This is a genomic window from Agarivorans sp. 2_MG-2023 (assembly GCF_030548085.1).
Lineage (GTDB): Bacteria > Pseudomonadota > Gammaproteobacteria > Enterobacterales > Celerinatantimonadaceae > Agarivorans.
In genome coordinates, this window is sequence record NZ_JAUORQ010000008.1 from 59,634 (window position 1) to 72,999 (window position 13,366).

General features: G+C 43.5%; 9 protein-coding genes. 5 read left to right on the plus strand and 4 right to left on the minus strand.

Features of this window, described 5'->3' with window-relative positions; genetic code table 11:
- Positions 1-1,609: 1,609 nt before the first annotated feature.
- Positions 1,610-2,968, minus strand: coding sequence for an MATE family efflux transporter (locus Q4549_RS13290; RefSeq protein WP_303552690.1), 1,359 nt, complete (start codon positions 2,966-2,968; stop codon positions 1,610-1,612).
- A 170-nt stretch (positions 2,969-3,138) separates the two neighbouring features.
- Here Q4549_RS13290 and Q4549_RS13295 point away from each other — a divergent pair, with 170 nt between their 5' ends.
- The 3 genes from Q4549_RS13295 (at position 3,139) to glgX (ending at position 6,729) form a co-directional block, all read left to right on the plus strand.
- A complete protein-coding gene (locus Q4549_RS13295; RefSeq protein ID WP_303513180.1) occupies positions 3,139-4,260 on the plus strand; it encodes a 1-acyl-sn-glycerol-3-phosphate acyltransferase in 1,122 nt (373 codons plus the stop codon).
- Positions 4,261-4,340: 80 nt separating this feature from the next.
- Positions 4,341-4,523, plus strand: a complete 183-nt coding sequence (locus tag Q4549_RS13300) for a hypothetical protein (protein ID WP_303513183.1) — start codon at positions 4,341-4,343, stop codon at positions 4,521-4,523.
- Between the two features lie 118 nt (positions 4,524-4,641).
- Positions 4,642-6,729 (plus strand): glycogen debranching protein GlgX, encoded by a 2,088-nt coding sequence (gene glgX / locus Q4549_RS13305; RefSeq protein ID WP_303552689.1) that lies wholly within the window; start codon positions 4,642-4,644, stop codon positions 6,727-6,729.
- Here the strand turns inward: glgX and Q4549_RS13310 are convergent.
- Together Q4549_RS13310 and Q4549_RS13315 are read right to left on the minus strand one after the other, a co-directional pair.
- Complete coding sequence (locus tag Q4549_RS13310; RefSeq protein WP_255437875.1) at positions 6,726-6,860, minus strand: hypothetical protein; 135 nt, start codon at positions 6,858-6,860, stop codon at positions 6,726-6,728. The genes glgX and Q4549_RS13310 overlap by 4 nt on opposite strands.
- 527 nt (positions 6,861-7,387) lie before the next feature.
- The gene (locus Q4549_RS13315; protein WP_303552738.1) at positions 7,388-9,733 is read right to left on the minus strand and encodes a DNA polymerase II; all 2,346 of its coding nucleotides are present in this window, start codon (positions 9,731-9,733) and stop codon (positions 7,388-7,390) included.
- Between the two features lie 199 nt (positions 9,734-9,932).
- Here Q4549_RS13315 and Q4549_RS13320 point away from each other — a divergent pair, with 199 nt between their 5' ends.
- A complete protein-coding gene (locus tag Q4549_RS13320) occupies positions 9,933-10,550 on the plus strand; it encodes a sugar O-acetyltransferase (RefSeq protein ID WP_303552688.1) in 618 nt (205 codons plus the stop codon).
- 231 nt (positions 10,551-10,781) lie between these two features.
- The gene (locus Q4549_RS13325; protein WP_303552687.1) at positions 10,782-11,321 is read left to right on the plus strand and encodes a hypothetical protein; all 540 of its coding nucleotides are present in this window, start codon (positions 10,782-10,784) and stop codon (positions 11,319-11,321) included.
- Positions 11,322-11,423: 102 nt separating this feature from the next.
- Here the strand turns inward: Q4549_RS13325 and pgi are convergent, their stop codons facing one another.
- Positions 11,424-13,076: a glucose-6-phosphate isomerase gene (gene pgi / locus Q4549_RS13330; RefSeq protein ID WP_303552686.1), complete on the minus strand. Its 1,653-nt coding sequence runs from the start codon at positions 13,074-13,076 to the stop codon at positions 11,424-11,426.
- Positions 13,077-13,366: the final 290 nt, after the last annotated feature.

The following is a 13,366-nucleotide window of genomic DNA, read 5'->3' on the forward strand; positions in this document are numbered from 1 at the left end:
CTAGGAAGGAGACGTGCAACTGGTATGGAAGACCGGTTATGCCATAGAAGGCTAAAGGACAGCTCAAAGGATTTGAGAAAAGGATAACTACAGGACGTAGTAACACAGTCAAAAAGGATTGCAGGGAGCAACTACCCGTTCACGGATTTGAGCGATATGACTACTAGGGGCGACACGTAAGTGTCGCCCCGACCTTTTTCTAAGACCCAGCCAAGTGCTGGGTTTTTTGTTTGTGCTGTTAGTTATTATTTTGTACCTCTTTAAATCTGCTTAACCTTGTTAAATAGATTATTAAACTGCATTTTTGTCTATATGGTGGTTTTAATCACTTATTTGTTTGTTTCTGTTAGATGCTTGTCTGGTGATCCTCCTTTAGCTGTGTGAGAGATCGACCATTCTATTATCGGGATAAATCCTTTTGTTTGTCAGCAAGTAATCTAGCTTGTATTTATATTTCAAATACTTAGCTTTTTTTTACCCCTTAAGTAATAGTTTTGTTTGGTGTTTTTTATTTTGGGGTGGCTAGGCTTTTATAGTGACTACGGTAAAGTACTAACCATCAGGAAGAGCAAGGATTCAGGAAGAATTAGGCAGGACGCCAAGGTATATAGGACGCAAGGCTCAGGATGAGCGGCTTATCAAGGTAGATGAGTTTAGGATGTCAGCACAGGAATGCTAGAGGGCGAAATACTAACAGCTTCAGGATGAAGTATCAGGACACCTCCAGGACGGAGCGAGCAAGCGTTTAGGATGAATGCTTATGCCATAGAAGGCTAAAGGAAAGCCCAAAGGAATTGGGAAGAGGAAACGCTAAGGATTAGTGTAAAAAAGTCAAAAAGGATTGCAGGGAGCAATTAACGTTCAGGGAACTAGAGCGATATGACTACTTTAAAGGCGATACTTCGGTATCGCCTTTTTCTTTGCTTAAGGCTAAATATTTCACTTCTCCTCTACTGCTTTCCTGGGCCATTTATTGTTCAAATAGTTTTTTAGTTGGTTTGCATAGGTGCTGGTAACTTTTTATCTTTTATAAGCCAGTATCAGCTTTACTTTATTCGCTAGCCTTGGTGTGAGAGATCTGCCCGACCTAAGCTCAGAAATATCACTGCTTTTACTTTCGCTATTTAAAATATTTGTTATTTTTCAGTTGCTTGGTGCTTTATGGGCTTTTCTTGAACGAGAAAAAGTAAAAATAAACTTTGGGGCTACTGGGATTCGTCAGTCAAAGCGGTAAAGTACTAACCATCAGGACGAGCCAAGGCTTAGGAAGAGTCAGGGCAAGATGCCAAGGTACAAAGGAAGCAAGGCTCAGGATGAGCAGACTTATCAAGGTAGATGAGTTAAGGATGTCAGCACAGGCGTGCTAGAAAGCAAAGTACCAAACAGCTTCAGGATGAAGTAAAGGACACCTCCAGGATGGAGAGAGCAAGCGTTTAGGATGAATGCTTATGCCATAGACGGCTAAAGGATAGCCCAAAGGAATTGGGAAGAGGAAACACTAAGGATTGGTGTAAAAAAGTCAAAAAGGATTGCAGGGAGCAATTACCCGTTCACGGATTTGAGCGATATGACTACTAAAAAAGGGCGATACTTCGGTATCGCCCTTTTTTTATTGCTTAGTGTCCCACCAATTTGCTTGCTTCATTAAATAGCTAAGCACCAGTAAACTGCTTAAACCCGCTAGGGTATGGGCAATAATAATTGCCAAGAAAATCATTTTACTGCTTCCCATTAGTGCACCTAAGTAGATAGCCGGTAACATAAAACCAAATAAGCGAATTAAGTTAATGGCCATCGCCAGCAAAGGTTTAGCCAGCGCATTAAGAGTTTGTGCTAATAACAAAGGTACTGCCATCATGCCGTAACAAAATGGCACCAGCTGCAGATAGTATTGGCTCAGCTCAGCCACCTCTGCATCGTGGTTTAAACTTTGGCTAATAACTGGGGCCAGTAAGTACATTAATACTGCCAGCAATAGCTGCCAAACAACCGCCAAACGAATAGCGTGATGCACAATATATTGTGCACGCGCCGCTTGGCCTGCGCCTACATTTTGCCCCACTAACATAGGGATCACTGAATTGATGGCCATTACTCCAATAAACAATAAGGCCTCAACCCGAGTTGCAAAACCATAAGCCGCCACCGTCGCAGTGCCAGCACTGGCCAGTATTACTAAAGTAACGGTAGTTGCTATTGGTGTGAGTAGTTGCGAAAACACTGCGGGTAGCGCAATGCTCAACAGCTTTTGCCAAGAACTAAGCAATTGTTGCCACGAGCATAATTCAAAGCGCAGCAACTTAAGTTTAAATTTTAGTAAGTAAAGCGCCACTAAAAAGGTCAGTGCCCAAGCAATTGCTGTGGCTAGCGCAGCACCTTGCACACCCATTGCGGGAATCGGCCCCCAACCAAAAATAAGAATGGGATCGAGTACGCCATTCACAATGCCCGCTACCAACATCACCATACTGGGGGTTTTGCTGTCGCCACTGGCGCGAATAGCGGCATTTCCCACCATGGGAACCACCAGTAAGGGTACTGATAAGTACCAAATCTGCATATATTGCTCGATATAAGGCATTACCGGTAATTCAGCGCCCAAATTGCTAAAAAGGGGAAATATGCTTACATACCCTAGGCTGGCGATGAGTATTATTAGCAATAAACTGAGTAGTAATCCGTGGCTGGTTAAGCGAGCTGCTTGCTGTTGCTGCTGAGCGCCCAATAGCCTGCCAACGTGAGACGACAAGCCAATGCCTAAACCCATGGCAATACTGGTTATCGCAAAGGTAATAGGAAAGGTGAAAGACACACCCGCGAGTTGATCGGTGCCTAACATAGCCACAAAAAAGGTATCAACAAGGTTAAAGAAAATGATCGCAAAAATGCCCACAAAACTGGGGCTGGTTTTTTTAATGATAAGAGGCGTGATGGGGGCATCAAGCAATTGTTGGCGTTGTTGTTCCATTAACATCAGGCTTTAAGGTCTTGCGCTCAGTATACTTGGCTAGCTGCTTTAGCGAAAGAATCCAGCTTTAGCATGAAAAACTACCATTAACTGTTCATTTTTTAATCGCTATTGTTGTTTTTAAGAGCGGAAAACGGTAAATTGCGCCTTCCTAAATTGCGAGAGAAGTTATGTCTCAGTTTGACAGTATTCGCCCTTACCAAGATTCTGAAGTAAAAAGCACACTTAAACGTCTAATTAATGACCCTGAATTTACCTCTACACTGATTAAGTTTCGCTTTCCACGCGCCCGTGGAGCCTTTTTAGCGCTAACTTCATTTGCCTTGCGCCAAGTGCTTAAGTTTAAAGTAAGAAATGTGACCAAAGTTTACGACTTCCAGGTAATGGTAGAGCGTTACATGGCTCACATGGTGAAAACAACTACCTCGCAATTAAGCTCTAGCGGTTTAGACCATCTCGATTTAAGCAAACCGCATTTGTTTATTTCTAACCACCGAGACATTGCTTTAGATCCCGCCTTTGTAAACTACATTTTGCATAACAACGGCCAAGACACCGTGCAAATTGCGATTGGAGACAATCTGCTAACCAAACCTTGGGTGGCGGATATGATGCGTTTAAACCGGAGTTTTATTGTTAAACGTTCGGCCAGTGCTAAACGAGAGAAGTTGGCAAACCTAAAAGAGTTGTCTGCATACATTCAACATACTTTGAATGAAACCGGTGACCACATTTGGATTGCTCAGCGTGAAGGCCGCGCTAAAGACGGTTTAGATATTACCAACTCGGCACTTATTTCAATGTTGGCGCTGAATAAACCTAAAGAGCAAAGCTTTGCTGAATACATTAGCCAGTTAAACATTGTGCCTGTGTCTATTTCCTATGAGTTTGATCCTTGCGACTTAGCCAAAGCCAATGAATTGGTAGAGCAAAATGAACATGGCGAATATCAAAAACAAGAGCATGAAGACATTTACAGTATTTCGCGAGGCATTGTGGGTCAAAAAGGCCAGGTACATGTGCACTTTGCCGAGCCGCTAAGTGGTGAATATGAGTCAGCTAAAGAAGTGGCCGAAGCCTTAGATAAAGCGATTATTGGTAACTACCAACTGATGCCTACCAACTGGATAGCCCTGGGAGATGCGATTCCTGAAGGTATTCCTGCTAACGAATTAGCTAACGCTAAGCGCTATTTTGAGGCGAAGTCTCGCGATGTTAGTGCAGAGGTCCGATCTCAGTTGTACGCAATGTACGCAAACCCGATCAAGGCTAGACAGCAACTGTCTGAATAATAAGGTTTTTAAAACTTTAATATTGCCTTGGCACTGTAGCTGCATACCCCTTAATAGGTATCAAATTTAAGGGGTAAACCATGTTCAGAACCAAAACCAGCCAAACCATTGCTAATGTCGTTGCCGATCAAGATAAACTTGAGCAATTGCTTTCTTTAATGCTGCCTGATGAGTTGAGTGAGCTAGATCAAATGGGGTCGCAACATTGCCGCAGAAAGCGACAAGCTAGCGGACGTTCGCACTCAATTTCGGCCAAACTTTAGTCATTAAGCCTTAATATATTTACTGTGTAATCGTCTGATACTGATAGACTATATTCAAAGAGCCAACGAATAGGTTCTCCATCTCAGTTATTCAGCATAAAATAAGACAGCACAGTATATGACCTTAAAAACTCAAGCGGGTGTGTCATTTCCACTCGGCGCGACTTACCAAGGTAAGGGCGTAAATTTTAGTATTTTCTCTAAAAGTGCTACGGGAGTAAGGCTTTTTTTATTTAAAGAAGTGAACTCTCGTAAACCTTTTGCCGAAATCTCTTTAGATGCAAACTTAAATCGTACAGATCACTATTGGCATATCTTTGTCGAAGATCTAGAAGTTGGCACCTTATACGGCTATCAAATAGACGGCCCTTGGGAGCCAGAGCGCGGTTTGCGTTTTGACCCAAGTAAAGTCCTGCTCGACCCCTACGCTAAAATTACTCATTTCCCCGATAACTACCTACGCCAAGTGGCTGCACGCCATGGTCACGTTAATACCAACCAGTGTATTAAAGGCGCAGTGGTAGATTCGCGTGGCTTTGACTGGCAAGGTACGCATCCAATTAAGCGCTCGCTGCAAGATACGGTGATTTATGAATTGCACGTAGCGGGTTTTACTAAGCATCCATCTTCGGGGGTGCCAGAGCATAAACGGGGTACTTATGCCGGGGTAATTGAAAAAATCCCTTATCTTAAAGAGCTTGGAGTTACCGCCATTGAACTGATGCCAGTGCAGCAGTTCGATTTACAAGATGCACCCCTAGGCAAGAACAACTATTGGGGCTACAGCCCAATTAACTTCTTCTCGCCGCATAACGCTTACAGCTCAGACAAAAGTGTTTGTGGCGCCTTTAACGAATTTAGAACTATGGTGCGTGAGCTACATAAAGCCGGCATTGAGGTGATTTTGGATGTGGTATTTAACCACACCGCAGAAGGTGGCCACGACGGACCTACCTTAAGCATGAAGGGTTTGCAAAACGACACCTACTACATGCTAGAGAATGAGAAACGTTGGTATAGCAACTATTCTGGCTGCGGCAATACTTGTAATGCTAACCACTCGGTAATGCGCCGGATGATTCGAGACGCACTGCGTTTTTGGGTTAACGAAATGCATGTAGACGGCTTCCGTTTCGATTTAGCCTCGGTACTGGCGCGTGACTCCAAAGGTCATGTAATGAAAGAGCCGCCATTGCTATGGTCAATCGATTCAGATCCTTCACTTGCCGGCACAAAAATTATTGCCGAAGCGTGGGATGCCGCAGGTCTGTATCAAGTCGGTGAGTTTGTTGGCGACCGTTGGAATGAGTGGAATGGTAAATTCCGCGACGATGTACGTTCGTTCTTCCGCAGTGACTCCGGCGTAGTGGGTAAATTTGCTTCGCGTTTATTAGGCAGCCCAGACATTTACTACAAAGATAACCACTCGCCACAGCGCTCGGTTAACTTGGTGACCGCTCACGATGGTTTCACCCTCAATGATTTAGTCAGCTACAACGACAAACACAATCTTGAAAATGGCGAAAACAATCGTGACGGTGATAACCACAACATTAGTTATAACTACGGTGTAGAAGGGCCAACCTTAAACCCTAAAGTGAATGACTTGCGTGAACAGCAAATGAAGAACTTCTTTGTTACCTTGCTGCTGTCGCTAGGTACACCAATGATTACCATGGGCGACGAAGTTAAGCGTACTCAAGGTGGTAATAACAATGCCTATTGCCAAGATAACGAAACCTCATGGTTTGATTGGACCCTAGTGGACAAAAATCCAGAGCTACTGCGTTTTGTGCGAGAGCTGATTAAGCTGCGCCGTTACGACGATGTGCTGGAAGAGAAAATTCACTTAAGCCTGTCAGATGTGATTCACGATGCCAATATTGAATGGCATGGAGTAAAACAAGGTCAACCAGATTGGTCTGAGAATAGTCACTCTGTTGCCATGACCATGTTAGACCCATATAGCAAAGATCGCATGTATATGGTGTTTAACTCCTACTGGGAAGAGCTAGAGTTTGAAGTTCCAAGCATTGAAGGGCATTGGTTTATGCTGGTAAATACTTCAGCAAAATCGCCAGAAGATGTGTATGACTTTAAAACAGCACCTATGCTAGAAACCGGTTCGGTTAAAGTCGCGGCGCGCTCGGTAATGATATTTGTGGCTAACCCGCAAATAGAAAAACGTATTGAGGATGTCTGCTAAGCAGCTTTATCTGTAATAAGGGCTGGGCAATGCTTAGCCCAAGATGGGTGGGAAGCGTGTGAATAGCTAAACACGCTACCCAACATCAACACCAATAATAAAACCCGCACACCAATCGATAAAAACGCCATTTTCTGTTCCTCTTTGCCTCCGTCCTTGTGAATGTTTGTTTATTTGCTATCAAATGATTTGAGAGCAGTATTAACGGAAAGTTTCACTTTTTTAATAGCTTACGGATATTTGTTTGATAAAAGTGACTCAGGTTGGATTTTTATGTTGAGATAACAAATTCTTGTTGTATTCGTAATTAGTCAGTTTTTGTTACTTGTTCATTTCATAATATCGGCCTGAATTCAGCGCATTGCTGGGTTAGCTGACGCCACTTAACTATGGAACTAGCAAGGTAGTTAGGTTCATCGAAGTGAGCGGCACTACTGATGTGAATGAGAACGAATATTTGCTCACTGTTATCGCAGTGAATAGTTAAGTGATAAGCAAACGGAACAATATTACTGTGAATACTCAGAAACTAAATAAAGCGCTCTATCAAAGGACCATGCTGCTGAGAACGATACTAGCATCGGTTACCTTATTGCTGATGGTAAGTTGCACCATGGAAGTCAATGCAGGCAATATCGCACGAGTAAAAACAAGCGATTTAAAACAAGCCTAATTGAGCGCTGGTGATTTGCTCAAAATCTAAGTTAATAAAAGGCAAAATTCCATCGGCAATTGGCTGCAATTGTTTATCTAAGTAGTGCTGATAATCAATTTGGTTGATACGGTTAGTAATGGGTTCGGGGCCATTTATGGTCATCCAATAAGCAATGCTACCCTTGTTTTGATATTGCAGTGCTTTGCCTAAGGCTTTGTTATGTTCATCGGCTAGGCGGGCTGCTCGTACTTGAGGCGGTACATTTTTTACGTATTCGGCTAGCTTGCGGCGTAGTCGTTTTCGGTAAATGAGCTGCTGATCGAAATCTCCCGCCATTAGCTGTTCCACAGTATCTAATACAAACTGTCGCGGATCTTGGTCTGCAAACAAACGCTCTAACAGGCCGGTTTGAAATATCTTAGCCATTTCGGTCCAATCAGAACGCACTGTTTCTAGGCCTTTAATTACCATTTGGTTTTGTGCTGTTAAACCGGCGTAGCGTTTCTTGCTACCGGTTTCTGAGCCACGAATGGTGGGCATTAAGAATCGCGAAAAATGGGTTTCAAACTCAATCTCCAAATGGCTGTCTAGTTGCATCTCATTGGCCAATTTTTGCTGCCAATATTGATTTATGCCCTCCGCCAGTTGTTGGCCAATTTGTTTGGCTTGCTCTGGATTCACCTCTTGGTTTAGCCACACAAAGGTAGAATCGGTATCGCCGTAAATCACCTCATGACCTTGCTTGATGATCCAATCAGCGGTTTCTTGCATCAGCTGGTGGCCGCGCATGGTAATTGAGCTGGCTAAGCGCGGATCGTGAAAACGGCAACCGGTCGATCCCAGTACCCCATAAAAACTGTTCATTAAAATTTTAATCGCTTGCGAGCGCGCGCTGTCTTTATCGGCTTTAGCTTGATCGCGCTGTAACCACAGCTGATTAATTATCTCTGGCAAGAAATGCTTGTCGCGACTAAATACGCCGCCTCTAAAGCCCTCAATGGCAGTGTCTGGCTTAGCTAGGCCTTCAATAAGCCCTAATGGGTCAATTTTAAAAGTACGAATGATAGAGGGATACAGGCTCTTAAAATCCAATACCAACACATTTTTGTACAAACCCGGTTTAGAGTTCATTACATAGCCGCCGGGGCTATCGGCTACAAAGTCGCGGGTTAAATTAGGCGCTACATACCCGGCGCGGTGCAGTTTAGGTAAATATACATTGGTAAAGGCGGCCACCGAGCCACCGCTTCTGTCTAACATCAAGCCGGTGAGCTGGCTACGCAAACACAAATATTCCAAAATCTGGGTGTGTTTAAAAATATCTAATACCAGTTTGCAGTCTTCGAGGTTGTAAGCCGCTAGTTGCGGTTTGTTATGGGCGAAGTTGTGGTTAATTTCGGCCATACGGTCGTGCACTTCATCCACCAGTTTGCCGCGATTTAATAGCTGCTGGGCAACATTTTCTAGGCTAAAACTATCAAATTGGTAGGTAGCCGACTTTAGCGAATCGATGCCGTCCACCACCACTCGCCCTGGAATACTAATAAACCCAGTATGCTCATTATCGCTGCGCTCGCGCCAGCGGGCTGCCCCTTGCTCACGGCCAATCGCCAGTTTTAAGCCATGTAAGGCAGCACGTTTAACCAGCAATCTAAAATCAAAATTGATGACATTCCAACCAATTATGATGTCCGGGTCAATGCTTTGAAACTCAAGTTCTAGCTGCTTTAGCAGAGCATATTCGTTGGCTAACCATGTGATGGGCGTATCGGCGGCTTGCTCGGGGCCGATCATCAAAACCCGTTGGTAGTTAACGCTGTATAAACCAATGGAATATAGCTGGCCTTTTTCGCTGCATTCTATGTCTAGCGATAATACCGACAGCGTAGGCGTATATTGGGCGGTTTTGATTTTGGCCTGTTGCACTGCCGGGTATTGCGGATTAGTGCTTTGCTCGCCGGCAAAGGCCATGCTGCCATAACAGAAACGCTCGGTAAGAAAGCGCTCATGCAGTTTTATGTCGCTTTCAAAACAGTGTAAACCGGCCTGTCTTAGTTGTTGGGCTGCGTTGTAGTGTTCGTCTATGCTGGCAAAGTAACAGGCGCTGATGGCTTGATGCTGAAAAGTGTTTAACTCAAGCTGCTGATGTTTGGCCAGTGCACTCCCTAGCACGTCTTGTACTTGTGGAAGCTCTTCGCTTAATACAAAAAATACCGGCTGTTGATCATTTACCTCTAGGCGGATTGGCCCATTGTCGCTGGCCAGCCACAATTGAATGCAAGCGCGGCCTTGGCGATCGTAACTATTGGCGGTCAGTAAAAAACCTTGTCCTTGCCGTTGTTGGCGCATTTCTATCAAGCACTCGTTGGCTGTTATTTCTGCTTGGCAACTTAGCACAAAGCGTAACAAGTTCGCTAATTTAGCAGCTTGCTGCTTACGTTGTTTATTCGGCCATTTGTGAATAGTGGTTAATGTTAGCCAGCTAATAGACAAGCCTCTGCTTTGCTAGCACAGTGGCTAAATAGCCAAATGAATAATGGGAGCAACAATGCAAAGCCAATTTGAGCGAATGATGGCCGGCCTTAGTTTTAATCGCTGGGATAAAGACTTGGGCGAGCGCCGTTTAGCTACCAGGCTAATTACCCACAAGTTTAATTTAACAGCACCCGAAGAAGCCGAACTGCGCGAAACCTTGGTGCGTGAGTTATTTGCAAAAGTGGGCAGCAATATTGAGGTATGCCCACCACTTACCGTGGATTATGGCGATACGGTATTTATTGGCGACGACGTATTCATTAATACCAATTTCACTTTGGTTAATTCTGGCAAAATTACTATTGGTGATCGGGTGATGATTGCGCCCAATGTTAGTTTATTCTCGATTAATCACGCCTTAGATCCCGAACTACGCAAAACTTACATGAATCAACAAGGCGAGCGAGAGGTCATCGATTACCCCGCGCCTATTACCATTGGTGATGATGTGTGGATCGGTGGCCACACCGTTATTCTTGCGGGCGTAACGGTTGGCAATGGATCCGTTGTGGCTGCTGGCGCGGTAGTAACTAAAGATGTACCCGCAGGCGTATTGGTGGGTGGAAATCCGGCTAAGGTGATTCGCGAGATACAAGCCGGGGAAACGGTGCGAGAAGCGATAGGTCAGTAATATAAATTAAAATCGGATTAGATGATTAAATTCAAAAATATTCTAAAAAACAGCTTAATTAATTTTAGTGTTATAGATAAATAGATAGATTCTATTAATGCTTATATTATAATAAATTAACAGAAGGTTTTAACTGTGTTTATTGGTTACTTATAAGTTACAGTGATGTGATTTAGCTTGTAAACCATTATTTAATGATTTCCCTTTGCGGAAAAACAAGGAAAGTTGAACGTGAAAAAAGTGTTACAGGTTATGTTTTTATCATTATTTTTTTTCAAGGCATATGCGGGAACAATTCGACTTGATTATTCTGATGATTTTTATGACTCTAGCAGTGGTTCATATTTTGAAGATGGTTTTACGACTACCGCGACTAACGGATTTCACTCCGTAAAAATGAATGATTTAGCGTGGTATGAAACAGATAATTTGTTGTCTATTTCTTCAGAAGGAAGCCTTTTTAATCTTGTGTATCTAAGATTACCTCATAGGGCTTTTGCAGGCCTCACTTTTGAGTCTTCAAAAGGCGGTTTACTTTCAGTTGGCAGTATTTCAGGTTATGTGTTTTTTGACGGAGATGATTGGCAAGGAATTGATTCATTTACGGTAAGAACAAGTTTGAGTAACTTCGATATATTGACAAGAATAGAAAGTATTGTTTTAGACACCACTCCTGTTGCTGAGCCATCTACCTTAATTCTATTTATATTTTGTTGTGGTGTTTTAGTTCTATCAGAGCGAAGGAAGAATTCAGTAATAGTTATTTCTTAGTTGATAAAAGTATTAAATAACAATTTAACCTTTTATTGCTTAAACAAAAAAAGCTGGCCTAGGCCAGCTCTTTGCATTTAACGCGTTATATAAAGCGGAGGTTTATTTCCAGGCTTTAAAGGCGTTAATCAAACCATTGGTTGAGCTATCGTGGCTATCTACTGCTTCGCCGTCTTTTAGCTCTGGTAAAATTTGGTTAGCTAGCTGCTTACCTAATTCTACGCCCCATTGGTCGAAACTAAAGATGTTCCAGATTACGCCTTGTACGAAGATTTTGTGTTCGTACATCGCTACCATGGCACCTAAAGAGTACGGGGTAATTTTCTTAACCAAGATTGAGTTGGTTGGTTTGTTACCGGTGAATACTTTAAACGGTGCTAGTTCTGCTACTTCGGCGGCTGATTTACCGGCTGCTACTAGCTCTGCTTCTACGGTTTCGCGCGACTTACCAAAAGCTAAGGCTTCAGTTTGGGCGAAGAAGTTAGACATTAGCTTCGAGTGGTGATCAGACAACGGGTTATAGGTTTGCGCTGGTGCAATAAAGTCACAAGGAATGAGTTTGGTACCTTGGTGAATTAGCTGGTAGAACGCGTGCTGGCCGTTGGTACCTGGTTCGCCCCAAATAATTGGGCCCGTTTGGTAATCTACTGGGTTGCCGTTGCGGTCTACATTTTTACCGTTAGACTCCATGTCGCCTTGCTGGAAGTAAGCAGCAAAACGGTGCATGTATTGGTCGTAAGGTAGAATAGATACGCTTTCTGCACCGTAGAAGTTGTTGTACCAAATACCTAGCAAGGCCAAGATAACTGGCAAGTTTTGCTCTAATTCGGTTTCTGCAAAGTGCTTGTCCATGGCGTGTGCGCCATCTAACAACTCAATGAAGTTATCAAAACCCACGGTTAGCGCTACTGAAAGGCCAATCGCCGACCAAGAAGAGTAACGACCGCCTACCCAATCCCAAAACTCAAACATGTTGTCGGTATCAATACCGAACTCTGCTACTGCTTTACCGTTGGTAGATAGGGCTGCGAAGTGCTTAGCTACATGAGCTTCGTCGCTAGCGGCAGCTAAGAACCAATCACGCGCGCTGTGGGCGTTAGTCATGGTTTCTTGAGTAGTAAAGGTTTTAGACGCAACCAAGAACAATGTGGTTTCTGGGTCTACTTGCTTAAGTGTTTCAGCAATGTGAGTGCCGTCTACGTTTGATACAAAGTGCGTAGTAATGTGCTCAAGTTTGTAAGCACCTAGCGCTTCAGTAATCATTACTGGGCCAAGATCTGAACCACCAATACCAATGTTTACAATGCTGGTAATTGATTTACCGGTGTAACCTTTCCACTCGCCAGAGTGAATTTTTGCGCAGAAGCCTTTCATTTTCTCTAGCACTGCGTTTACACCTGGCATTACGTCTTCGCCGTCTACCATTACTGGGGTATTACTGCGGTTACGTAGTGCGGTGTGCAATACGGCGCGACCTTCAGTTTGGTTGATTTTCTCACCCGAGAACATGGCTTTAATTGCGCTGTCTAGCTTGGTTTCTTTCGCTAGGGCAAACAATTGTTGCATGGTGTCTTCGGTGATGAAGTTTTTCGAGTAATCTAGCAAGATTTGCTCGTTAAACGATACAGAGAAACGGTTGAAGCGGTCTGAGTCAGCGGCGAATAGCTCGCTAAGTTGAACCTCTTTTTGTGTTTCGAAATGTGCTTGTAACGCTTTCCAAGCCTGTGTAGTAGTTGGATTAATATTGTCCAGCATTGACCTTGTTCCTTAGATGCTTTACCTAGTTGACCGAGTTGCAAGATTATTGACCAATATACTTGCGGGTAGCACTTTACCCTTTCTGGGAAAAAGGACGCAAGCAATCAGATCAATATTGTTATCAAGCCTGCGATTTATTTTAGCTAAGTTTGATGGATTTGTGGTGAATGTGCTTATCTACAACATTTTTTGGCAGGCAACGGCTGGCTGATTAAGTCGCCTTGTGGAGATTTAACAATGCCCACATGTAAGGAACTACCCTAAATTCGCTGCTTTTAACTTGTAGA